This window comes from Geomonas terrae (genome assembly GCF_004791675.1).
Taxonomy (GTDB): Bacteria; Desulfobacterota; Desulfuromonadia; order Geobacterales; family Geobacteraceae; genus Geomonas; species Geomonas edaphica.
On the sequence record NZ_SRSC01000003.1, the window covers coordinates 496,819 to 520,647 of the forward strand.

Below are 23,829 nucleotides of genomic sequence, written 5' to 3' on the forward strand. Positions count from 1 at the left end.
ATTGTACACCTTTTTGTCATACAAACAAGGAGCTTCTTTCAGAGAAACGGTCCTTTAGTAAAGCGGAAAAGGGGAGTGGGACGAGACTATGAGACCGGGCTTGACGGCTATGACGGCGTCTTCGCGCCGTCGTCCACGAAACGGAGCGCGATCTCCCTGAAATGCTCCTGCAGTTCCAGAAAGGCCTCGACGACGTCCGGGTCGAAATGGGTTCCCTTTGCTTCGCTTATCATGCCGACCACCTTCTCGTGGGGAAGGCCGGGGCGGTAGACGCGCCAACTGATCAGGGCGTCGTAGAAATCGGCGACCGCCATGAGCCTCGCCGACACCGGGATGGCGTCACCGGCCAGACGCCCGGGATAGCCGGTACCGTCCCACCGCTCATGGTGATAGAGGGTGACCTCTTCGGCAAGGCGCAGAAACTCCGCCTTTGTCCCAAGGGAGTGCTTGGCCGATTCGAGCGCTCCCCAGCCGATCAGAGTGTGCCTCTTCATGACCTCGAATTCGTCCGGTTCCAGGGGGCCGGGTTTGAGCAAGATGCGGTCGGGGATGCCGACCTTGCCGATGTCGTGCAGCGGCGCCGACTTGAAAAGGAGCGCGATGTTGGCGTCGGTGAGCTCACGTGAAAAGCGCGGATGGTGCCGCAGCTTCTCCGCCAGGGCCTTCACGTAGCACTGGGTGCGGCGCAGATGGTTTCCGGTGTCGTTGTCCCGCGTTTCGGCCAGGGTGGCGAGCGCCATGATGGTCACTTCCTGTACCGCACGCAGATCCTTGGCGCGCCGTTCCACCTCCCGCTCGAGGAAGATGTTCTTGTCCTTTAAAAAATCACTGGCTGCTTTCAGGTTCAGGTGGGTCTGCACGCGGGCCAGGACCGTGGGGGGGCTGATCGGCTTGGTGATGTAGTCGACCGCGCCCAGCTCGAGGCCGCGCCGCTCGTCGTCGATGTTCCTGCGGGCGGTGAGGAAGATGACGGGGATGTCCCGGGTCTCGGAGGAGGCCTTCAGCTCGCGGCAGACCTGGTACCCGTCCATGTCGGGCATCATGATGTCGAGCAGGATCAGGTCGAGCGGCGCGCCGGAACGGGCGATGCGCAGCGCCTTCTCCCCGTTCGGCGCCACCTTGACGTGGTAGAGCCCCTTCAAGAGGTCGCACATGATCGAGATGTTGTCCGGGGTGTCGTCCACCACGAGGACCGTCGGGCGCATTAGTGTCGTTTCCGCCATGGCTTCCTCGTTCATGCGTCCCCCTCCTGTTCACCCTGGGCCTCGGTCAGGGCGGAAAGCGCCGCCTCGAAATCGTAGGTCCTTATCGCCCCCTCGATGCGGGCGAACTGCTGCGGGAAGGCACTGCGCAGCAGCAGCGCGTGCGTGGTGAAGTGTTCCGTTGCGGCGGCGTCGTCGTCAGAGAGAAGCCTCGCGAACTCCCGGCAGACCTCCTCCAGGACCCCGGGTGCCGCCGGTGGGATGTCTTGAACCGGTGCGGAGGGGAGTTTTTTCCGCAGCTCGCGCAGCAGGCCTGCGAGCAGCTGCGAGAACCGTCCAAGCTCCGGCTCGAGGTCCGTCCCGCGCGTCTGCAACGCCTGCTCCAGTTCCGCCGCACATGTCTGGAGCGCCTCGGCGCCTATGTTCCCCGCCACGCTCTTCATCGTGTGCACGATCCGCTCGGCGGTTTCCCGGTCCCCCTTGTCCAGCGCTTCGCGCAACTGCCGATCGGTATGGCGTTGGTTCGCACGGAACTTCTCGAGCAGCGAAAGGTAGGCCCGCTCTTCGCCGCCGATGCGCTTCAGCCCCAGTTCGAGATCGATGCCGTCGAGGGCGTCGGGTAGCAGGGTGGCACCCTGTGCGCAGGAGGGCTTGCCGGACCGCTCCCCCTCGGAAAGCCCGATCCACTTGAGCACCGTCGCCCGGAAGAGAGCAGGATCGAAGGGCTTCGGGATGTAGTCGTTCATGCCGGCGGCAAGGCAGGCGGCCCGGTCGCTCGGGAGCGCGTTGGCGGTCATCGCCACGATGGGGAGCCGGTCGTTGGCGTGGTCCGAGCGCATGCGGGCGGTGGCCTCCAGCCCGTCCATTACCGGCATCTGCATATCCATGAGGACCAGGTCGTAGTTTTTTTCACGCACCTTGCGGAGCGCCTCCTGACCGTTGCCCGCGATATCCACCGAGAGCCCCGTGTCCATGAGAAGCTCCAGCGCCACCTGCCGGTTGATTTCGTTGTCCTCGACGAGAAGCACCCGGCCCGCGATCCGCTGCTCCTTAATGGGTGCGGCCTCCATCGCGGTGGCGTCCTTCCCGGGGCTCCCGGTTTGCGCCATCACGGTCATCGCCGCGTCGAGGAGCAGGGAGGGGGATGCCGGCTTGGCGATGAGCAAGGTGTCGGACCCGGCCGACATGAGGCCCAGGTCCCCTTCGCACCCGAACGGGGTGAGGACGATGAGATGCGGACGGCTGGACAGGTCGAGCTCCCTGATGAGGCGCGCCGTGTCGGCGCCGCTCATCCCCTGCATCTGCCAGTCGAGGAAGACGATCCTGAAGGGATCTCCCTCCTCATCGCCGCGCTTCAAAAGGCTCAGAGCTTCCGTTCCCGAAGGGGAGGGGGTTGAGCGCAGGCCGGTCCTCTGCAGCATCGCGTGCAGCACGCCCCGGGCGTGCTCGTTGTCGTCCACGACTAGGACCCGGCTTCCGTACAGTGCGATGGGCGTTATGCGGGGCTTCTCGTTTCTTAGGCTCACCCCGAGGCGGACGGTGCACCAGAAGGTGCTCCCCACCCCTTTCTCGCTCTCGACGCCGACCTCCCCTCCCATGAGCCGCGCCAGGTGCCTGGAAATGGCGAGCCCAAGACCGGTGCCGCCGTACTTCCGGGTGGTCGACATGTCCCTCTGCTGGAAACACTGGAAAAGCAGCCCCTGCTGCTGCCTGTCGAGGCCGATGCCGGTGTCGGTGACCGAGAACTGCAAAAGGACGCTGTCCCCGGAGCGTTCCACCACGCCGACGCGGACGCAGATCTCGCCGGTCTCGGTGAACTTGACCGCGTTGGAGCCGTAGTTCAGCAGGACCTGCCCCAGGCGCAGCGAGTCGCCGACCAGGTGGCGGGGGACTTCCGGGGCAACGTCGAAGATAAGCTCCAGCCCCTTCGCCTGGACCTTGTCACCGAGGAAGGTCGCCAGGGTGCCCATCACCCGCTCCAGATCGAATTCCGCCTCCTCGATGGTGAGCTTGCCCGCCTCGATCTTGGAGAAGTCGAGGATGTCGTTGATGATGCCGAGCAGGTGCTCACCCGAAGCCTGGATCTTGGAGAGGTAATCCAGTTGCTTGGGGGTGAGGCTAGTCTTCATCACGAGGTGCGACATGCCGATGATGGCGTTCATCGGCGTCCTGATCTCGTGGCTCATGTTGGCGAGGAAGTCCGACTTCGTCTGGCTCGCCGCCTCGGCCGCCTCTTTCGCGACGACCAGTTCCTGCTGCGTTTTCTTGCGCTCGGTGATGTCCAGGAAGGTGACCACCGCTCCCACGACCCTGCCCTCGCGGTACTGCGGGTAGGACCAGTATTCCGCCGGGAAGGAGCTGCCGTCCTTGCGCCAGAGCACCTCGTCGTCGGCGTGGGTCCCTTCCGCGTTTTGGTACCCCATGAAGATACGGCACTCGTGTTTGTCGATGGGGGTGCCGTCGGCGTCGCGGTGGTGGATCATGTCGTGCATGTTGCGACCGATCAGTTCATCCTCGTCTTGGTACCCCAAAAGTTCGACACAGGCGCGGTTGCAGAAGGTGCAGATCCCGTCCGGATCGGTACCGTAGATCGCTTCGGCGGTCGAGTTCAGGATGAGGCGGAGCATCTCGCGCCCCTCGATGATCTCCCGGCGTGCCAGGCGGCGCTCGGTGACGTCCTCGATGATGGAGACCTGCCCGCCGGAGGGGTCGTTTTCCCTGAGGCACTGTACCGAGACCCGCGCCCAGAAGGTGTTGCCGTCCTTGCGCAGGAAGGGGACCTCCTCGCGGTGGAAGATCCGGCTGAGCGCGAGGCAGTCGGCGATCTCGCTGCCGAAACGGAGAAAGGAGTCGTCGTCGGGGTACCAGCAGCGGGTGGTCAGGTTTAGAAGCTCCTCGGGCTGATATCCGAAGATCTCCTCGAGCTTGCGGTTGCAGCTCATGATGGTGCGGTCCTGCACCAGGACGATGCCGGTCGTCGCCGCGTCGAAGATCGCCCGCTGTTCCAGGTTCAGTTCCTCGAGCTGTGCCGTTCTCTCCGCGAGGGTGATCGCCTGCATCTCCATCTCGGCTGCCTGCTCCTCGAGTTGCGCGGCCTGCAGCCGCATCGCCTGCAAGAGCTCCTCTTTTGCGTGTGCCTCCCGCTCGGCCTGCTCCTTCGCGCGCCTGAGTTCCTCGGTCGCCTCCCGTTCCCGCGTTATGTCCTCGACGAGGATGACGATACCCTTGCCCAGATCCTGCTTGTCCAGGGGCTGCGTGGAGAGTCGTGCCCAGAATATCGTGCCGTCCTTGCGCCTGAGCGGGATCTCGTCCCGTTCGGTGTGCCCTCCGGCCAACCTCTCGTAAATCCTGGTCCCCATGGCGAGGAAGGCTTCCTCGTCCGGGTAGAGCATCCTCGTGGACTGTCCATGCAACTCTTTTCCCTGGTAGCCGAAGATCTCCTCCACCTTCGCGTTGTGGCGGCCGATGATCCGGTCGCGCACCAAGAGGATCCCGACGTCAGCGGCTTCGAATATGGCGCGCTGTTCGCTGTTCGCCCCCTGGAGCTCGGCGGTGCTGATGTCGATCATCACCTCCAGGTGGCGCCGGTAGTTTTCCAGCTCCTTCTCGCGCACGAGCTGCTCGGTGATGTCCCGCCACACCGAGGAGATGAGGGACTGCCCCTTGAAGGTGATCAGCCTAAGCGTCATGGAGACGTCGCGCAGCACGCCGTCTTTGCGGCGGTGCCGCGTCTGGAAGACGGTGACGTCGCGCTCGGAAAGCTCCTCCTTCAGTGCGTGGAGCTCGTCGACGGTGAAATGCCCCTCGATATCGGGAACGGTGAGTAGGGCGAACTCCTCGCGGGTGTAGCCAAGCCCCGCGTGCGCGGCGTCGTTGAAGTCGACGAAGCCGAGCGTCTCGACGTCGATGAGCAGGATGCTCTCGGTGCTCTGCTCGAACATGGTGGCGATGAGCTTGTCGCGCTCGCTGACCAGTTCCGCGGCGCGGCGCCGGTTGGCGGCCTCGGCCAGGCGGTGCAGGATGTTTTCCAGTAGCCGGCGCTCCTCGACGAGGAAGGGCCCCTCGTCCGCCGCCTGGTGCTCCTCGCGGTAGGCGACGGTGAGCTCGAAGCTGTCGCCGTCGTCGGTGTCGAGCCTCGCGCAAAGCGTCCAGGGGGTCGCTGCAAACCCGGCCGTGGTGAAAGAGGCGGCGCCGTGGGTGAGACGGGCTTCGGCGCAGTCGGGAAAGCGCAGCCCCGAGGGCACGAGGGCCGACACCTGCCGCATCTGCTCCTCGAAGGGGGGGGTGACGTCTTCGGTCAGCGTGGAGACGCGGTACAGGCACTGTTCTTCCCTTATGCGCTGTTCCAGGGTCTCGGTGAGTGCTCGCAACTGTGCCTCGCCGTGGCGGTGCTCCTCAAGGCTCCGTTTGCGCTGGTCCACCGCCTCCACGAAGGCGAGCACCGCGTTCGCCATCCTCTGGATGGGCCCCTGGGTCGGAGAATGCGCCAGATCCGCCACCGCGTCCCAGTGTTGCAACTCCTTGCCGCCGGCGAGGTCATCGAGGCCGGTGGAGATGAGGGTCATGTGGCGGGTGAGGCGTCTTGTGGCGAAAAACCAGGAGAAGGCGGCTGCAGCCATGAAGATGATGCTGGCGGCGAGCGCCTTCCCCGAGAAATCCTCCAGCCGATCGTTAAAGCGCTTGCCGTTTTGCACGGCGTGGTCGGCGAGCAGTCCGACTATCTTTTGTGAGTGTTCGGTGATGGCAAGGTATTCACCGGTGGCAAGCTTCAGGTATCTTTTCGCCTGCCTCGGGTCGACCGCGATGGCGTCGGTGGCCATGATGATGTCGTTGCGGTAGCGGACGAAGTCCGCTTCCAGTTGCGCGAGCTCGGTCACCTGCAGCTTTTGTCCCCGTACGCTTTTGTGGATCAGGTCGAGCTTGCTGCGCATCGCCGAGAGCCGGTCCACCACCTCTACGTGGCTTCGGTACAGCTGGGCCTCGTCCAGTTTATGGAGCTGCGCCTTCTCGAGAAGGGTGTCGAGCTGGTGGTGGATACCGTACATCTGGGCATCGAAATCCGCGGCCCGGACGATGCCGCTCAGGTCTCCGGCGAGCTCGGCCACCCGCAGGTCGTGCCGTTGCTTCACCGTGGCGAGGGTCCAGATGGAAAATAGGGAAATGGCGACCAGGACCAGGGTCACCGGCAGGAAGAACATGGCGAAAAAGGTGGGTCGGTAGACACGCACGGAAACTACTCCCCTCTACTTGATCAGTTTCGCCCAGGCGGCGGGAGGGATGGTGGCGAGGTAGTTGAAACGGCCGTTGTCCATGGGCTGGAAGACTACGATGACCCCTTCGGGGCCGGGGAAGTAACCGATCAGGTCGGCCAGGTTGGGCGCGTGCGTGACCAGGACACGGTTCCCCTTTGTTACCGGGGACGAGAGCAGGCGCCTTAACTCATCCAGGTACGGTCCTTTTTCCTCGGTGGTGAGGTTCGTCGTGGTCATCAGTTTCTGACTCACCTTGAAATTCCCGAAGGCGGCAAGTGCCGTCTCCCTGGTCCGGCAAAGCGGTCCCGCGTAGACCTCGTCCACGGGAATCCTCCCCCGGCGCAGGGTGTCCCCCAGGAAGTGGGCGACCTGGCGCCCTTCCTCGATCAGGGGGCGCTGCTTCGAGCAGTCGTTTGGGTCGGTAAGGGGGAACTGGTCGGGTTTGCTGCTGTCGGTCGGCCCGTGCCGCATGAAAAGCACGAAACCGCCGGCCCGCAGTTGGCTGATGAGGGCGCGTGTCCCCGGCAGCTCGGTGAATTTATGATGCTCCTCGGCATAAACCGGAAGGGCGATGGCAAGAGAGAGCAAAGTAATGGCTGTGCATATGAATCTCAAGGTAGCTCCGAAAGGAATGAGAGCGAGCCTTCTGTGTGACAACCGTGATCGCCTGCTTCTGACAGTGATTTTACCATTGCGCTGACACTTTGAAAGCTTAGGGCCGAACTTTAACACAGTGCAACGGCGTCGAGCTAGCGACGCTGGTCCTAATGATACGTAGGACGATTGCCTACGCGGGGTTGCCGAGCTTCAGGGCGAGGAGCATGAGCTCGACCAGGTGCATGGGCTTGCGGCTGGTTGACTGCAGGATCTGGGTGCGGCAGGAAAAGCCGTCCGCCACGATGTAGTCGGTGGGGAGCGCGTCGCGCACCGCGGGGAGCAGGCCGAGCTCGCCGATGCGCATGGAGATCTGGTACTTCTCCTTCTCGAAGCCGAAGGAGCCGGCCATGCCGCAGCACCCTTTCTGTGGCTCGGTGAGGAGAAGCCCCATCTTTCCGATCAGCTCCCGGGCCGCCTCGGGGTTCAAAAGCGCCTTCTGGTGACAGTGGGCGTGGTACAGGATCCTCCCCTGGAGTTTCGGCGGGACGAGCCCCTCGTTCTTCATGAACTCGGCGACGGTAAAGGTGAGGGCGCTCACCCGCTTGCCGTCCTCGTGCTCCGGGAAGAGCTCGGGAAGCTCGTCGCGAAAGACCGCCGCGGTGCTCGGCTCGAGGATGAGGACCGGTATCCCGTCGCGCACGTAGGGGTGCAGCTCGTCGACCGCCTGCAGGATCTTTTTCCTCGCGTAGTCGAGCATGCCGTAGTCGATGGGGGGGCGTACCGCGGGGGGGCGCTTTTCAGGGACGATCACCCGCAGGCCGTAACGCCTCAGGAGCTCGAGGGCCGCCTTCAGGGTCTCGGGGAAGAAACAGTCGTTGAAAAGGTCGGGGTAGAGAAGGACCGGGCGCCCCTCCCCCGCGGGGTGCTCCGTCTTTTTATACCAGGAGGTGAAGCTCTCGTCGGCGAAGCGCGGCATGCTCCTTTCCTGCGCGATCCCGGCGACCGCCTTGGTGATCGCGCGCAGACCCGGGGTCTGCCCAGCGAAATTGGCGAGGGCGGGAAACCTCCCCCCGATAACGCCCCAGATGCCTATGAGCCCCATGGAGTAGGCGGCAAGGGGGCGCAGCCGGTGCCGGTAGTGGTGGTACAAAAACTCCGCCTTGTAGGTCGCCATGTCGACGTTCACCGGGCAGTCGGTCTTGCACCCCTTGCAGGAGAGGCAGTACTTGAGCGCGTCAAGCACCTCCGCGCTTTGCCACCGGTCGGAGAGGAAGTCGCCCCGGAACATCTCGAAAAGGACGCGGGCGCGCCCGCGGGTCGTGTGCTTCTCCTCGAGGGTTGCGAGAAAGCTAGGGCACATGAAGGCGTCGCGGTCGCGGCGGCACTTGCCGACGCCGACGCAGCGCAAGACGGCGCGCGGCAGGCTGCCGTCGTCGTGCGGGTAGCGAAAGCGGGTCTCGGGCTGCCATGGGTTGTAATCGGTGCCAAGCCTCAGATTCTGGTCGGGGCGGTACGGCTCGACCACCTTCCCAGGGTTCATCTTCCACTCCGGGTCCCACAACTCCTTGAAGCGGCGAAACGCCTCGACGAGCTCCGGGCCGTACATCTTCTCCAGGTACATAGCCTTCGACTGCCCGTCGCCGTGCTCGGCGGAGAAGGAGCCGCCGTAACGGGCGACCATGTCGGTCGCCTCGTCCAGAAAGGCCATGAAGTTCGCCACCCCCTCATGGGTGAAGAGGTCGAAGGAGATGCGGCAGTGGATGCACCCCTGGCCGAAGTGGCCGTAGAGCGAGGCGATGAGCCCGTGCCGGTCGAGGAGGGCGCGGAACTCGCGCAGGTAGGGGCCGAGCTTCTCGGGGGGGATGGCTGCGTCCTCCCATCCCGGCCAGCCAAGCGGAACCCCCGGGACGTTCGCCGTGGCGCCGAGGCCCGACTCCCGCACCTCCCAGACCATCTTCTCTTCCTTCGCGTCGGTGAAGAGCTTCATGGAGGGGGGATTCGCCTGGCGGCCGAGCTTATCCATCGCCCGGCGCGCCTTGGCGTCGGCGTCCTTCTTGGTGTCGCCGCCGAACTCGACCAGAAGCCATCCCTTCCCCTCGGGTAGGAGCTGCACGTCCTCCGGGTGCAGCTTCTTTTTCTTCATGAAATGAATGAGGAGTTCGTCAAGACCCTCGAGCCCCACCGGCTCGAACGCCATCAGCTCGGTGACGTGGTCGGCGGCGGAAAAGACGTCCGGGTAGCCGAGCACCAAAAGGGTGCGCGCCGGCGGGGAGTGTACGAGGCGCACCGTCGCCTCGAGGACGGTGATGCAGGTCCCCTCGGTCCCGACCAGGGCGCGCGCCACGTTGCAGCCGTTCTCGGGGAGGAGGTCGTCCAGATTGAACCCGGAGACCCGGCGCGGGATCTTCGGGTAGCGGCGCCGGATGAGTTCCGCGTAGTCGTCGCGCAGGCTGCGCAGTCCGGCGTAGATCTCGCCGCGCCTGCCGCCGGCCGCGATGATGCGGGTGAGCTCCTCCTCGGGAGTCGCCCCCACCTTCATGCGCACGCCGTCGTAGGTGATCACCTCCATCTCGATGACGTTGTCCGCGGTGCGCCCCGCCATCACCGAGTGGATGCCGCAGGAGTTGTTGCCGATCATGCCGCCGAAGGTGTTGTGGGTGTGGGTGGCGGGGTCGGGGCCGTAGGTCAGGTGGAACTTCTCGGTCTCCTCCCGCAACTGGTCGAGGACGACGCCCGGCTGCACGCGCGCCGTCCTTTTTTCCGGGTCGATCGCGAGAATGCCGCGCAGGTACTTCGAATGGTCGATGACGACGGCGGCGTTGCAGGTCTGCCCGCAAAGGGCGGTGCCGCCGCCGCGCGAGACGACGGGAGCGCCGTGCCGGCGGCAGACCTCCAGGGTGCGCACCACGGTGTCGGTCGTTTTCGGGAGCACCACGCCGATCGGTATCTGGCGGTAGTTGGAGGCGTCGGTCGCGTAGAGGGCGCGGCTCGTATTGTCGAACCGGACCTCGCCGTCGACCGCCTCCCGGAGCGCCGCCTCCAGGGCCTTCGCGTTCATGCTTTGCAGCTCGCTCTCGTTTGCTTCCCTTTTGCTCATGGTTCCTCCCGGCGCTGCTGGGTTCAGATCTCGAAACGCTTCGCCTCGTCCTCCCGAAGGGAAAGGCCGTGGCCGTGGCGCGTCAAATCCGGGAAGAGGGCGCCGTCGCGGGGTTCTATCACCCCCTCGAGGAGCGTCCGCTCGATCCGGACGTGGTCGTGAAAGTACTCCAGGTGGCGCACCGGCGCCGCGGCGCAGCAAAGGTGCAGGTGCAGCGCGGGGGCGCAGTGCGAGGAGAGGGGGATCTGCCAGGCCCGGCAGAGGGAGGCGGCTTCAAGGAAACCGGTGACCCCGCAGCGCGTGGCGTCGGCCTGCATGACGTCGACGCAGCCGTCGCGCAAAAGGTCGAGGAAGTAGCGCGCGTTGAAGCCGTACTCGCCGCAGGAGACCTCCATCCCTTCCGGGGCTAAGTCCCTGACGAGACGGAGCCCTTCCCGGTCCCGGTGCGGCACGGGCTCCTCGAACCAGGTGACCCCTTGCGCGGCGAAGAGGCGGGCAAGGCGCAGCGCCTCCTTGCGCGCGTAGCCGCCGTTTGCGTCCACCATGAGCTCCGCCTCCGGGCCGATCGCCCGACGCGCGGAGGCGACGCGCTCCGGGTCGGCCCCGGCGTCGCGCCCCACCTTCATCTTCACCCGGCCTATGCCGCACTCCACCCATCCGGCGAGCTGGCGCTGCAGTTTGTCGACCGTGTAGGAGGTGAAGCCACCGCTGCCGTAGACCGGGACGCTTTCGCGTGCGCCCCCCATGAGCGAGACGAGCGGGAGCTCGAGAAGGCGCGCCTTCAGGTCCCAAAGGGCCGCGTCCACCGCGGCGACGGCCATCATGCCGATGCCGGCGTCGCCTAGGTTACGCAGGGCACCGTTCAGGGCGAGCCAGCAGCCGGGGATATCGAAGGGGTCCCGCCCGCGCACGAGCTCGCCTAACCGGTCGCGGATGAGCGTCGCCGCCGAGGCGTGCGCGTAGCTGTAGCCGAACCCCCGCACCCCTTTGCTGTAAAGGTGCACCGCGACCATCACGGTCTCGTCCCACAGGCAGGTGCCGTCGGGCTCCGGCTCCTCGGTCGGGATGCGGTACGCCATCACCTCGACCCTTTCCACCGTATTTCTCATCGCTTTTCCCCCTCGTCCCGGGACAGCCGCCAGTCGTACTGCGCGTACTCAAGGCGGAAGGATTCCGGGTGTTCCCTGATCTCCTGCGCGATTTCCTCCCCGGCGAAGCCTGCCGCGAAGACGGCCACGTCGTGCCCGGTTTTTCCCAGGTCGTCGTACCAGCGGAAAAGACGCGGCAGGACGAGCCTTCTGCCAGCGAGATCGAAGTGCGCCTCGCGCTCCAGGTAGCGCCGGACCGCGGCGTCCAGGTCGCTATCCAGGGCGCGCGGCGACAAAACGGTGATGGCGGGGGAGGAGACCGTGCCGGTAAAGGCGGCGCAAAGAACGCGCGGGTCGCCGGGACGGATCGCGTGGGCAAGGCGCGGGTCGCCGGGGGGGAGCGGCGGGATGAGCCGACCCGGTGCCGGACGGTTGCCGCGCAGGATGCCGTGCAGCACCACCTCCGCACTGTACTCCTCCTTCCCGATGCGGCACCCGACCCTGCGGTAAAAGCGCGGCACTTCCTGCACCGAGCTGCGCACCCCGAGGGAGAGGATGCCGTAAAGGACGAGCAGGGTGTGCAGGTTGCACCAGAAGGTGATCTGCTCCTCCCTTCCCTGCAGGCGCTCGAGGGGGAAAACCGCCAGGCGTGCGAGTAGTGCGGTGAGGCGCTCCTGCATCCGGCTTTCGGTGAGTGGCCGGTAGTCGGGATGGGGGGAGGCCAACGCGATGGCCGCCTCGGCTAGGAGCGCCGCCATCTCCTCGAGGTCCGGCGCCGGTCCGCTGCAGGGCTTAGGGGCAAGCACCCGCTCGTGGCGCGGCTTTCTCCGCTCGTCGGCCCGGGCGTTCGCCACCGCGGTCGCCGCGACGACGTACGCCTCGTGGCTGAAGGCCTGCGGGAAGTTCCCGAGCTGCTCCTGCCACATAGGGTCGTACTCCTCGGCGAGGAGGTGGCGCTGTCCCCCCACCTGGTCCACCAGGGAAAGGAGCAGGTCGGCTTCCTCGGTCTCCCCCTGCTTGGCGAGGTTCGTGACGAGCCAGAGGGTGCAGGCGAGGAAGGTGGCGTCCCGGCCCGGGAGGCCGTCGTCCCCCTGGTAGCGGTAGAGGAAACCGTCCAGGGCGAGGTCGCGGCGCAGGGCGTCGACGGTCGCGAGCATCATGGGGTCGTCGTATGCGATGAAGTCGTTGATCGACATGAGGAGGGCGCTTGCGTCGAGGAGTTCGCTGTCGTAGTTGAGCATGAATGACTGCAGGCGGGGGCTCCAGCCGCGGGCAAGCACCTCGCCCCTGATCTCTTTCAAGGGCTCCTCCCAGCCGGAGCCGGCCTGAAGCCCCAGGTGCCGCGCGATGCGCAGGCCACGGTCCAGGGTGACCCAGCACATCGCCTTCGAGTGGACGAAGTGGCGCGTCCCGCCGCGCATCTCCCAGATGCTCGAGTCCGGCTCGCGCCAGTGGTCTCGGGCAAAGTCGCACATGAGGGTCAACCCGTGCCAGAGTTCGGGATCGATGCCGCGGTTTCTGCTTGCCACGAGATGGGCTGCGATCAGCACGTGGCCGTAGATGCTGAACTGCTTCTGCCGGGCGGCGAGGTTCCCCGCCCGCACCGGCCGCGAGTCCCGATAGCCGCGCAGATGCGGCAGCGACGGCTCCGCAAGGTCCGAGGAGCCGTCCATGCGGTACATCACCTGCAGTTCGTCGCGCCTTCCTTTTCTGATCACCTGCTCCAGCCAGTCGAGGTACCCCTGCACCTCCTCGACGTGCCCCACCTCGAACATCGCGGTAAGCGCCATGCAGGTGTCGCGCACCCAAGAGTAGCGGTAATCCCAGTTGCGCACCCCGCCGATCTCCTCGGGAAGCGAGGTGGTGGCCGCGGCCGCCATGGTCCCCTGCGGCTCGAAACAGAGGAGCTTGAGGGTCAGCAGCGAGCGGATCACCGGCACGCGGTGCGGCCCCAACTCGTTGTAGAAACCGGTGCCGCTTTCGTGCAGCCAGTCGCGCCAGAAGGCGAGCGTTTGCACCAGGAGCTGTTCGGCGCGCCCCTCGGGAAGGGGATCCGGCTCGCGCGCGCCGTAATGCAGGCGAAGTACCGCCCGCTCCCCGGCCCGAAGTGTCCAGATCCCCGCGGCTTCCCCGGCATGCACGGTAAGGGTGCGCGTCGAGGAGAGGGCGAGGCACGCACCCCCCGCCGCGGCGACCACGCCGCGCCCGGGGAAGTGGGCAAACTCGGGAACGGTCCTGCCGTAGTCGAAGCGCGGGGCGAAGCGGACCCGGACGTCGACCGTTCCCCGCTCCACCTTTATGAGGCGCAGGAGCACGAAGTCGCGCTCCCCCCCGGCGGCGTCCGGCTCGGGGATGGTGAGAAAGTCGGTGAGGGTGTAGCTGCCGCCTTGGGTGCGGAACCTCCCGACCAGGACGTTACTGTCCTCCTCGTAGGAAAGAAGGGAATCCCATTCCCCGTCCGGGGTTACCGAGAAGGTGCCGCCGCGCTCCTCGTCGAGCAGTGCCGCGAAGACGCTCGGGGAGTCCAGGCGCGGCAGGCAGAGCCAGTCGATGGCGCCGTCCTGACCGACAAGTGCCGCCGACTGCATGTTTCCGATGATGCCGTAGTCGCTGATTTTCTTGGCCATCGCCGCCTCGATGCGTTGATGTATGGGTGTCGCCTGACCGACACCTGGAGCAGTATAGCCGACAAAAGTTAAACGTCACCAATTTAATTACCCTCCCGCGCCGCGCCGCATCGGCACGCCGGACGGCGGTTTCATTAGTCGTTGACTTTAACGGTGCAGTCGTTGAATATGCGGTGCAATCGCCCTGATACGTAAAGAAAGGATCGAGGAACATGCCGACGGTACTGGTAATTGAGGACGAACGTGACCTGGCCGAACTGGTGGCCTTCCACCTGGAGAAGGAGGGGTACAGCTGCGTGCTCGCGGAGGACGGCAGCCTCGGGCTCGCCGAGGCGAGGCGCCTAAGGCCTGACCTGATCCTTCTGGACCTGATGCTCCCGGGGATGATGGGGACCGAGGTCTGCCGCATCCTTAAGGGGGCGGAGCAGACCTCCGGGATCCCGATCATCGTGCTGACCGCCAAGGGGGAGGAGATCGACCGGGTGGTCGGCTTCGAGATGGGGGCGGACGACTACGTGGTGAAACCTTTCTCCACCCGCGAGCTGATGCTCCGGGTGCGTGCGGTGCTTAGGCGCAGCACGGAACAGGGGGCAAAGAGCGCCAACATCTCGGTGGGGGGGCTTTTCATCGACACCGAAGGGCACCGGGTCGAGGTGGCAGGCGAGGAGGTGACCCTCACCTCAACGGAGTTCAAGCTCCTCATGAATCTTGCCGAGCGCATCGGACGCGTGCAGAGCCGCGAGCTCTTGCTGCAGAACGTCTGGGGGTACAGCTACGTCGGCGACACCCGCACCGTCGACACGCACATGACCCGCCTGCGTACGAAGCTTGGGAGCGCGGGGGAGATGATCAAGACGGTGCGCGGCTTCGGCTATAAGCTGGAGGAGGGATGAGAGGGGGCTTTCGCTGGAAGCTGATGGCATCATACCTGGCGCTCGTTCTTTTCCTCGGGGCCGGGCTCTACGTCTACCTCTCCGAAAGCCTCGAGAGCTCGATGACCCAGGCGACCCGCGAGCATCTTAAGGACCAGGCGCGTGCTGCGTCGCTCATGGCTTTGAAGGAAATAAAGGACCTCGACCGCGACGCGCCCCCCTTGACCGCTTCGCTCTCCCGGGCGATCCGCTCCCGCGTCACCGTGATCGCGGCCGACGGCCGTGTCGCCGCGGATTCCGAGGTCGCCCCTGCGGGCTGGGGGAGCATGGAAAACCACGGGCACCGTCCCGAGGTGATGCAGGCGCTGAAGGACGGCATCGGCAGCTCGGTCCGTTACTCCGCCACCCTGCGCACCGACATGATCTACGTGGCCGCCTCCTTCGGAAAGGAGGGGGTCATCCGCCTCGCCCTGCCGCTTTCCGAGCTGGAGCTCGCCAAGGAGCGCCTCAGAAGAAGCCTCGGCGCAACCTTCGCCTGCGCCGTCCTCGCCTCGCTTCTCTTTTCCTACTTTCTTTCCAACATCAACTCGAGACGGCTGAGCCGGCTTGCCACCGCGGCCAACCGCATCGGCCGGGGCGAGTTCGGCACCCGCGTCGCGGTGCAGAGTAACGACGAGCTGGGCGAGCTCGCCCGCGTCATGAACGAGATGTCAGAGAAGATCGAGCGGCAACTCGAGGAGCTCTCCTCGGAAAAGGGGCGCCTGGACGCCATCCTCGAGGGGATGGGCGAGGGGGTGATGGTGACCGACCGCGACGCGGTGGTGACCCTCGTGAACCCCTCCTTTTGCGCCATGTTCGGCACCGGGCTGCAGGTGCTCGGACGCCCCCTTCTGGAGATCAGCCGCCACCCGGACCTGCATGCGGCCTGCCGCGAGGTGCTCGCCCAAAGGCGCGAAGAGACCCAGGAGATCTCCTTGGCCGGCGGGACGGAGACGCTGGTGCACTGGGTGCCGCTCCTGCAGGATGGTGCGCTCATGGGTGCCGTGGCGGTCTTTCACGACATAAGCGCGCTGAAAAGGGTGGAGCGCATCCGGCGCGACTTCGTGGCGAACGTCTCCCACGAGTTGAGAACGCCGGTCACCGTGATCAAGGGGTACGCCGAGACGCTTCTCTCCGGCGCACTGGCGCAGGACCCCGAGCGCGGCGAGCGCTTCCTGCAGATCATCCTGAACCACGCCGAGCGCCTCTCGAGCCTCGTGCGCGACCTCCTCGCCCTCTCGGAGCTCGAAAGCAGCGAAAGGGCGCTGAACCTGCAGCGGGTGCCGGTGAAGGAAGCGGTCGAGCGGGCGCTGTTACTCGTAGCACAGCGGGGCGAGGAGAAGGGGATCACCCTCACCTGCCTGGAGGGGACCGCGTCGCCGGTCGTCCTCGCGGACCGGGCGAGGCTCGAACAGGTGCTCATCAACCTTTTGGACAACGCCATCAAGTACAGCGAACGGGGTGGGACGGTGAGCGTGGACGCGGCAGTCGAGGGGAAGCTCGTCCGCATCCTCGTGCGCGACAGCGGCATCGGCATCCCGGAGCAGGATCTCCCCCGGCTCTTCGAGCGCTTCTACCGGGTGGACGCGGCGAGAAGCCGCGACAACGGCGGCACAGGCCTTGGCCTTTCCATCGTGAAGCACATCGTGCAGGCGCACGGCGGTACGTTGAGCGTGGAGAGCGAGCAGGGTAGGGGATCGGTCTTCAGCTTCACCCTCCCGGCGGTGTGAGAGCGGGATGAGGGCGGTTTGAAGGTGAAACGGGTCGGTCAGGGGGTGCCGCAGAAGTCGCAGAGGTAGCCGCGGATGCGGTCCAACTGGTCCGCATTCTGGCCCGGCTCCTCGCGGATCAACTCCATGAGGAGCGCGATGCATTCGCTCCCCTCGGCGTCGTGGTCCACGAACTTGAGGCCTAAGAGCCCGTTTTGCCCGTGCACCACCTCGGTCCAGATCTGCAGCGGGGAGCGGGGCACCGGGGTCGGGTCCAGGTGGATGCGCAAGAGGCAGCCGGTCCCGACGGCAAGGGAGGGGAGGGTGCCGCCAAGGTGGATCAGGGCACCGTTGAAGGAGATGTTTTCCAGGCAGCCTTCATGGCTCTCTCCGCGGTGGAGCAGCTCCACCTTCCTGGACGATGGAGCCCTGTAGAACTGTCGCAACTCTGTCATTGGCAGCAAACCTCAGGCAACAGGATGACGGTGCTACTGTGAATCTTCGGAAAGATCAGGATGCTCTTTAGATAAATCGGGAACGCTGTCTTCGTCGGACTGTCAAACCTTCTTCCGGGGTGAGACCTTGGAGCAGGCAACAGGGATTATGCCACGAATTTTCCTGCTTTTGTAGTTATTAAATTGGAAGACACTCTTTTTCGATCAGGGAAACCATGTAGGAATTATTCCTACAATAGTTCTTGAATCTGGTCCGGCCATCTTGTATAAGTACCTTGGCCTGGCCGGAAACGTACAACAGCCTGCCCCGCCCCGCTCTTTACCCGCCTCACCCTCCGTGGCATCGTCCGCGGAGAACTCGAAACCGGATGATGTTCACATGCCGCTTAACCTAGAAGCAACTGTAGTCGGGAGCGACCGGTGATGGGAAACGCCGACCCAAGAGGAGGGCGTCGTCCGCGCTCCGTCCTTTTTCCTTTCGCCTTTCTGCTTTTCACCTTCGTACTCGTACGGCTGGACCTCATCCCCTTTTCCATACTTTATTGCTACAGCGCCGTGAGCCTCACGACCTTTCTCGTCTACGCCGTCGACAAGCATGCGGCGCGCGGCAACCGGCGCAGGATCAGCGAGCGCACCCTGCACCTCGCTTCGCTATTCGGTGGGTGGCCCGGCGCCGCGCTGGCGCAGCGGGTCTTGCACCACAAGTCGCAGAAGGCGCCCTTTTTGCGCCTGTACCGTCTCACCGTGCTGGTTAATTGCGCCTGCCTTGCGCTTTTAGGCGTCTTGTGGGGGACGTGGCGCCTTCCGTAGGCAAGGTGCCAGAGTTTTACGTGCCGTAATGAAGTTGCCCACGTGGAGGGAGCATGCCGTTTTCACACCTGGATAACACCGAATACGGGATGTTCTCCTACCCGGCGGGTGGGGAGCACCGTTCCATGTACCAGGAGCTGGTCAGCGTGAACCGCACGCTGCAGCAGAAGGTCGAGGAGCTAAAGCGTGCGCAGAACCGTCTCATCGAGTACCGGAAGGCGTTCGAGTGCACCGGCGACATGATCTACGTCTTCGACCGCGACTACCGCTACCTGATGGCCAACCGGGCCTATCTGGAAGCGCGCGGCAGCGTTTTCTCAGAGGTGGTGGGAAGGACCATCCCCGAGGTGATCGGCAGCGCCACCTTCGAGCGGATCAGGGCCCAGCTCGAGGTATGCCTGGCCGGAGGAGAGGTGAGCTACGAGGACACCTACCACTACCCGGACAAGGGGTTGCGCAGCATTCTGGTCACCATGTCACCGATCCGCGACGATGCCGGGCGCGTCGACCGGGCGGCCTGCCTGATCAAGGACGTCACCGAGAACAAGCTCCTCGAGGAGCAGTTGAGGCAATCCCAGAAGATGGAGGCGATCGGCACCCTGGCAGGCGGCATCGCCCACGACTTCAACAACATCCTCACCGTCATTGCCGGGTACGCTTCGCTCATCCAGTTAAACGGCGCGGGTAGCGAAGCCGCCTCCATGGCCGGGGAGATCATGATTTCGGCCGAGCGCGCCGCCGAGATGACCAGGAGCCTCCTTGCCTTCAGCCGCAAGCAGGAGGTGCATCTCGACGCCATGGACGTGAACCTCGTGGTCGGCGACCTGCACAAGAGCCTCTCCCGGCTGATCACCGAGGAGATCGAGCTGGTGGTGCGTCTTTGCGAGGCGCCGCTTTGCATCTGTGCCGACCGCAGGCAGGTGGAGCAGGTTCTCATCAACCTCGCGGTGAACGCCCGAGACGCCATGCCCGGCGGCGGGGTGCTGAGCATCACGACGGCGACGATGGAGCTTGGGGACGATGACCTGCCGCCCGGGAGCTACGCCGTGATCGTGGTCGCCGACAACGGGACCGGGATGGACAAGGAGGTGCAGGCGCGAGTCTTCGAACCCTTCTTCACCACCAAGGAAGTGGGGAAGGGGACCGGCCTCGGCCTCTCCTCGAGCTACGGCATCATCAGGAAACACAACGGATTGATCCGGGTCAAAAGCGAGCCGGGCGCCGGCACCAGCTTCAGCATCTACCTCCCCCTTTGCGGTGCGCAAACGGAGCAGGGGACGGCGTCCGCCGCTTTTGCCAGGAGCACTGGGAGCGAGACCATCCTCCTCGTCGAGGACGACCGGACCGTCCGGGGCATGACGCAGATGCTCCTCGAGCAGCACGGCTACCGCGTGCTTGTGGCGAGGGAGGGTGAGGAGGCGCTGCGCGTGTTCGAGAAGGAGTCGGGCACGGTAAGGCTTCTGCTTACCGACGTGATCATGCCGCGGTTAAACGGCAGGCTGCTCGGCGAGAAGGTAAGGCAGCTCGCACCGGGGCTGCCGGTCATCTTCATGAGCGGCTACCCCGCCGACGTCATGTCGCAGAGCGGGCTTACCGGCAGCGGGACCTATCTCCCGAAGCCGGTCAAACCGGCCGAACTGCTCGGGACCATCCGGGAGACCCTGAACGGCTCATCCTTTCCCGCCTCCGCCTGACCCCCTCGGAAGATATCCCCTGCATGCGGCGCGCTCGCTTTCCGGCCCGCCGCCGTCAGGAAATTCGAAAACCGGTCCCTTTTCATAACGCTCCGCGCGAGCTGTCATGCTGTCACAGCCGCCAAAAGTACTGAATCCCGCCGCCTTGCTCTGTCATTGGGCGAATCACCTTCAAGTTTTTCTCTCACTGTTGCAACCTCAATAACAGAAGGTAAACTCATAACGTCTCAAGTTGCCGCTGTGACTACCGATAAAACTTTTTGGGTTAACTCCTTATTCACATCCCACCCAAAACAGAGGAAGCACAATGAACTTGAGAATGAAGGTTTACCTTACGGTAGTCATCGTCTTTGCCATTGCAACAACCGCCCTCGTGGCGGCCGCTTTCGTCAGTTCCGGCAACATCATGTCGCGCATGCTCGAGGACAAGATGGTCGTCCTCGCCAAGGACAACGCGGCTAACCTCAATATCTGGATCCAGGACAAACTCGCCGTGGTGGACGCCGGTGCGAAGGACCTGGCGCTTCATCACGGAAATCCCGCGTACGCAGCCAACGCAATCAAGACCCACAACGCCGCCGGCGGCTTCTCGAAGACGCACCCGGGCTTCGAGGACGGCAGCGTGATCTACTCGGACGACTGGAAGCCCCCCGCGGACTACGACCCGCGCAAGCGCCCCTGGTACGCCCAGGGGAAAACCGAGCAAAAAACCGGGGTCACCGACCCGTACATCGCGGCCTCCACCGGGAAGGCGATCATCACCTTCGTGAGCCCCATCCTCGATCAGGGTACCCCGGTCGGCGTCTACGGCTCCGACGTGAACCTCGACTTCGTCACCAAGACGGTGCTGGGTCTCAAGTTCGGCTCCTCCGGGTACGCCTTTTTGAGCGACGGCAAGGGGAAGATCCTCGCCCATCCCGATGCAGGGTTCGCGATGAAGAAGAAACTGCAGGAGCTCTCCCCCGACTTCGCCGGGATCGAGGGGCGCTTCTCCGGCGGTGAGACCGGGCAGTTGACCTACCGCTACCAGGGAACGCAGAGGATGATGTCGTACGCCCGCGTCCCCTCGACCGGGTGGTACCTCTGCGTCACCGCGGACCGGGACGAGGTCGCGGCCCCGGTGCGCCGCCAGTTTATTGTCCTTGCCATGATCGGTGCTGCCTTCCTGGTGGCCGGCCTTCTCGTGGTGGTCCTCGTGCTGAAAAGACTGCTCGCCCCGCTGGGCCTTTTGTGCGAGCGCGTGGCCGAGCTGGCCGACGGGGAAGGTGACCTGACCCGCACCATCGAGGTGGGAAGCCGCAGCGACGAGATCGGCGAGCTGGCGGGCAGGCTGAACCGGTTCATCGCCAGCATGCGCACCATCATCCTCGAGATCGCCGCTTCAGCCCACCGGCTTTCGGGGGGTGTTGAGCGCCTGAACGCCACTGCTGGTTCCATCTCCGGCGCCGCCGAGGCGGCCGCGGCCCAGACCGTCGGGGTCGCCACGGCGGCCGAGGAGATGGCTGCAACCGCGAGCGACATCGCACGTAACTGCCACCTGGCCGCGCAAAGCTCCAAGGTGGCCACCGTGACCGCCCAGGAGGGATTCACGGTGCTCACCGCGACGCTTGCCGGGATCAGGGAGCGCGGCGAACTGACCCGGAACAACGCCGGGGCGATTTCGTCCCTCGGGCAGAGAAGCGAGCAAATCGGCGCCATCGTCGCCACCATCGAGGACATCGCGGACCAGACGAACCTCCTCGCCTTGAACGCTGCCATCGAGGCGGCCCGGGCGGGAGAGCAGGGACGCGGCTTCGCCGTCGTCGCCGACGAGGTGCGGGCGCTCGCCGAGCGGACCACGCGCGCCACCAAGGAGATCGGCGAGATGATCCGGACCATGCAGGCGGAGACCCGCGAGGCGATCTCGTCGATGGAGCAGGGTGTGCAGCAGACCGAGCGCGGGGTCGATGAGGCCGCACGGCTCGAAGAGGCGCTGCACCGTATCCTGGGGCAGGTGGATGAAGTCACCGCCCAGGTGAACCAGATCGCCACGGCGGCCGAGGAGCAGACCGCGACCACCGGCGAGATTTCCTCCAGCATTCACCTCGTGACCAACGTGGTGCAGCAGACCGCCCACGGGGCGCACGAGAGCGCCGGAACCGCAGGGGAGCTGACCGAGGTCGCCCATGGTCTGGAGCGCATAGTGGGAAGGTTCAAGCTGTAAGGAAAATCCGGCAAAAATTGACTTTGGTCAAATATTTTCCCGACCAATTCGTGCATGAATACCTGCGCTTTCGTCTGGAGGCGCTGCAATGAGGTGTCTAGAGGGATCACTCCCCATAAACCCTGAAAAAGGAGGAAACATGCTCAAGAAGAATCTGGCTGTGACGGCGGCAGTAGCCGGAGCCATCGCGCTTCTGTCCATCCCCGCCCTGACCGTGGCTGCGAAGGGCAAACCGGTGCAGGTCGCCAACGACGGCAGGGCCAAGTGCTACGACTGTCACGACGAGGTGAAGGCGCTCAAGGAGGGGAGCAAGCACGCGAAGCTCTCCTGCAAGGTCTGTCATGACAAGCTCGACGCCCACATGAGCGACCCGGAAAAGAACAAGCCGGTCACCCTCATCGACGCCGCGCTCTGCGGCAAGTGCCACAAGAGTCAGTACGACAGCTTCTTCGAGGTGAACTACGAGGCTCCGGCGCGTAAGGAGAAGGGCACCCCCACCGGCCGCTCCCCGATGCAGGACAAGCTTCTCGCCGGGCACGGTTTCACCTTCGAGCATGACGAGCCGCGCGGCCACGCCTTCATGGTCATCGACCAGTTCGCCGTGGACCGCTTCCAGGGGGGACGCTTCCAGTTCAAGGAGGGGTGGAAAGGGGTCACCTCGACCGGCAAGACCTGGGACGTGTTGACCGACACCGGGAAGAAGCTCCCGGAGACCGCCATGGCGGGTAACGCCACCTGCATCCAGTGCAAGACCTCGGATCACCTCCTCAAGTGGAAGTTCATGGGAGACAAGGACCCGCGCGCCAAGTGGGACCGCAGCTCCAACGTCGTCGACGTGGCCAAGGACACCAACAACCCGCTCGGCTGCGTGCACTGCCACGACCCGCACGGCACCCAGCCGCGTGTGGTGCGCGACGCCCTGATCCAGGCGGTCGAGAAGGACCCGAAGGGTAACATCTTCGCGAAAAACGGCGCTACCGACCTGAAGGTGATTGACTTCCGCGGCTTCAGGAAGATCGGCGTGATGCAGAAAACCGACTCCAGGATGATGTGTGCGCAGTGCCACGTCGAGTACAACTGCAACGCGGGCACCCAGTGGAGCGACGGCAAGCCGGTTAAGTACGACGACATCCGCACCAACCACTTCCCGCTGAAGAACTCGCTGCAGTTGTTGAAGCACTACCAGGAGCTGAACTTCTTCGACTTCAAGCACGCCATCACCGGAGCGCGCCTGATCAAGTTCCAGCACCCCGAGACGGAGACCTACGCGGGGAGCGTGCACGACAAGGCGGGTGTGCAGTGCCACCAGTGCCACATGCCCAAGCACAAGGGCAAGGACGGCAAGATGTTCTCCACCCACGGCGTCATCCGTCCGAAGAACCACGTGAAGGAGGCATGCCTTGGCTGCCACCCGAAGGACAGCGTGGCGAAAAAGGCTTACGAGATCGACGCGGTGCAGAACTACGTGAAGGGCAAGATGCGCAAGGCCGAGTACTGGCTCGGTCAGCTGATCGACACCTACGCCGCGGCGCAGAGGATGGGGGTCTCCCCGGCGGTGCTCGACGAGGCGCGCGCGAAGCATGAGGAAGCGCACGTCCTTTGGGAATACTGGACCGCGGAGAACTCCGACGGCTTCCACAACCCCGACCTCGCCCGTGAGTCGCTCACCGGTTCCATCGCCGCCTCCAAGGCGGGCGTGAAGATCCTGAACGACGCCATGACCGTGGCGAAGAAGGACGAGCCGAAGAAGTAACCGAAGCTCGGCAGCTCAGACATGAAAAAGCCCCGTCTCCCTTGTGGAGGCGGGGCTTTTTTAGTCACTGTGGCCACGAAGCGTCGCAGATGGCGTTACGCTCCCCCCTTTGCGAAGGTTCATCCGTGAATCCCGGGGAAGAGGCATTTCAAAGAACCCGTGTCTTCTTTTGCTGAGAACGGTGCCCACGCGCCCCCCCCTTTGCGAAGGGGGGACGGGGGGGATTTGCTTTTGTCGTTATTCTTCATCCGTTCATTTCGGAATTTAGCGCAGCTCCAGCCATGGCTGCGGCAGCAGGAGCTTGTACGGTCCGACCAAGGCAAATCCCCTCTGTCCCCCCTTCGCAAAGGGGGGGACCTGATGCCAAGCTCACTGCTTCGAGAGTAAAGCACAGATGCGTCCCGGAATTTCCTGAAGACCTTTGCAAAGGG

13 protein-coding genes are annotated in these 23,829 nt (G+C 64.6%); 6 read left to right on the top strand and 7 right to left on the bottom strand.

Annotated features, from left to right (window positions below; all coding sequences use genetic code 11):
- Positions 1-107: 107 nt before the first annotated feature.
- The 6 genes from E4633_RS14085 to E4633_RS14110 form a co-directional block, all read right to left on the bottom strand.
- On the bottom strand, positions 108-1,238 hold the full coding sequence (locus E4633_RS14085; RefSeq protein ID WP_135871056.1) for a response regulator: 1,131 nt from the start codon (positions 1,236-1,238) through the stop codon (positions 108-110).
- Positions 1,235-6,430: a PAS domain S-box protein gene (locus tag E4633_RS14090; protein WP_135871058.1), complete on the bottom strand. Its 5,196-nt coding sequence runs from the start codon at positions 6,428-6,430 to the stop codon at positions 1,235-1,237. The genes E4633_RS14085 and E4633_RS14090 overlap by 4 nt, the downstream gene beginning before the upstream one ends.
- A 15-nt stretch (positions 6,431-6,445) precedes the next feature.
- A complete protein-coding gene (locus E4633_RS14095; RefSeq protein ID WP_198419447.1) occupies positions 6,446-7,069 on the bottom strand; it encodes a histidine phosphatase family protein in 624 nt (207 codons plus the stop codon).
- Between the two features lie 172 nt (positions 7,070-7,241).
- Positions 7,242-10,148, bottom strand: a complete 2,907-nt coding sequence (locus E4633_RS14100) for an FAD-binding and (Fe-S)-binding domain-containing protein (protein WP_135871060.1) — start codon at positions 10,146-10,148, stop codon at positions 7,242-7,244.
- Between the two features lie 23 nt (positions 10,149-10,171).
- The gene (locus E4633_RS14105) at positions 10,172-11,257 is read right to left on the bottom strand and encodes an enolase C-terminal domain-like protein (RefSeq protein ID WP_135871061.1); all 1,086 of its coding nucleotides are present in this window, start codon (positions 11,255-11,257) and stop codon (positions 10,172-10,174) included.
- Positions 11,254-13,863, bottom strand: coding sequence for a glycoside hydrolase family 15 protein (locus tag E4633_RS14110; RefSeq protein ID WP_135871064.1), 2,610 nt, complete (start codon positions 13,861-13,863; stop codon positions 11,254-11,256). Before E4633_RS14110 ends, E4633_RS14105 begins: the two co-directional genes overlap by 4 nt.
- A gap of 212 nt (positions 13,864-14,075) precedes the next feature.
- Here E4633_RS14110 and E4633_RS14115 point away from each other — a divergent pair, with 212 nt between their 5' ends.
- Together E4633_RS14115 and pnpS are read left to right on the top strand one after the other, a co-directional pair.
- Positions 14,076-14,756, top strand: a complete 681-nt coding sequence (locus tag E4633_RS14115; RefSeq protein ID WP_135871066.1) for a response regulator — start codon at positions 14,076-14,078, stop codon at positions 14,754-14,756.
- Entirely contained in the window at positions 14,753-16,504 is a 1,752-nt protein-coding gene (gene pnpS, locus E4633_RS14120; protein ID WP_135871068.1) for a two-component system histidine kinase PnpS, read from the top strand. Before E4633_RS14115 ends, pnpS begins: the two co-directional genes overlap by 4 nt.
- Positions 16,505-16,542: 38 nt before the next feature.
- Here pnpS and E4633_RS14125 read toward each other — a convergent pair whose 3' ends face one another.
- On the bottom strand, positions 16,543-16,938 hold the full coding sequence (locus tag E4633_RS14125) for a PilZ domain-containing protein (RefSeq protein ID WP_135871070.1): 396 nt from the start codon (positions 16,936-16,938) through the stop codon (positions 16,543-16,545).
- 423 nt (positions 16,939-17,361) lie between these two features.
- Between E4633_RS14125 and E4633_RS14130 the strand changes: the two genes are divergently transcribed.
- The 4 genes from E4633_RS14130 (at position 17,362) to E4633_RS14145 (ending at position 23,398) form a co-directional block, all read left to right on the top strand.
- Complete coding sequence (locus E4633_RS14130; RefSeq protein ID WP_135871072.1) at positions 17,362-17,748, top strand: DUF1294 domain-containing protein; 387 nt, start codon at positions 17,362-17,364, stop codon at positions 17,746-17,748.
- 53 nt (positions 17,749-17,801) lie between these two features.
- On the top strand, positions 17,802-19,442 hold the full coding sequence (locus E4633_RS14135) for an ATP-binding protein (RefSeq protein ID WP_135871074.1): 1,641 nt from the start codon (positions 17,802-17,804) through the stop codon (positions 19,440-19,442).
- 307 nt (positions 19,443-19,749) lie between these two features.
- On the top strand, positions 19,750-21,645 hold the full coding sequence (locus tag E4633_RS14140) for a methyl-accepting chemotaxis protein (RefSeq protein WP_135871077.1): 1,896 nt from the start codon (positions 19,750-19,752) through the stop codon (positions 21,643-21,645).
- 139 nt (positions 21,646-21,784) lie between these two features.
- The gene (locus E4633_RS14145) at positions 21,785-23,398 is read left to right on the top strand and encodes an ammonia-forming cytochrome c nitrite reductase subunit c552 (protein ID WP_135871079.1); all 1,614 of its coding nucleotides are present in this window, start codon (positions 21,785-21,787) and stop codon (positions 23,396-23,398) included.
- Positions 23,399-23,829: the final 431 nt, after the last annotated feature.

Bases quoted from the DNA above. Each gene is read 5' to 3' on its own strand.
- E4633_RS14125 (WP_135871070.1), bottom strand. From the start codon at position 16,938: ATGACAGAGTTGCGACAGTTCTACAGGGCTCCATCGTCCAGGAAGGTG.
- E4633_RS14145 (WP_135871079.1), top strand. From the start codon at position 21,785: ATGCTCAAGAAGAATCTGGCTGTGACGGCGGCAGTAGCCGGAGCCATC.
- E4633_RS14135 (WP_135871074.1), top strand. From the start codon at position 17,802: ATGCCGTTTTCACACCTGGATAACACCGAATACGGGATGTTCTCCTAC.
- E4633_RS14105 (WP_135871061.1), bottom strand. From the start codon at position 11,257: ATGAGAAATACGGTGGAAAGGGTCGAGGTGATGGCGTACCGCATCCCG.
- E4633_RS14110 (WP_135871064.1), bottom strand. From the start codon at position 13,863: ATGGCCAAGAAAATCAGCGACTACGGCATCATCGGAAACATGCAGTCG.
- E4633_RS14085 (WP_135871056.1), bottom strand. From the start codon at position 1,238: ATGAACGAGGAAGCCATGGCGGAAACGACACTAATGCGCCCGACGGTC.
- pnpS (WP_135871068.1), top strand. From the start codon at position 14,753: ATGAGAGGGGGCTTTCGCTGGAAGCTGATGGCATCATACCTGGCGCTC.
- E4633_RS14130 (WP_135871072.1), top strand. From the start codon at position 17,362: ATGGGAAACGCCGACCCAAGAGGAGGGCGTCGTCCGCGCTCCGTCCTT.
- E4633_RS14115 (WP_135871066.1), top strand. From the start codon at position 14,076: ATGCCGACGGTACTGGTAATTGAGGACGAACGTGACCTGGCCGAACTG.
- E4633_RS14140 (WP_135871077.1), top strand. From the start codon at position 19,750: ATGAACTTGAGAATGAAGGTTTACCTTACGGTAGTCATCGTCTTTGCC.
- E4633_RS14100 (WP_135871060.1), bottom strand. From the start codon at position 10,148: ATGAGCAAAAGGGAAGCAAACGAGAGCGAGCTGCAAAGCATGAACGCG.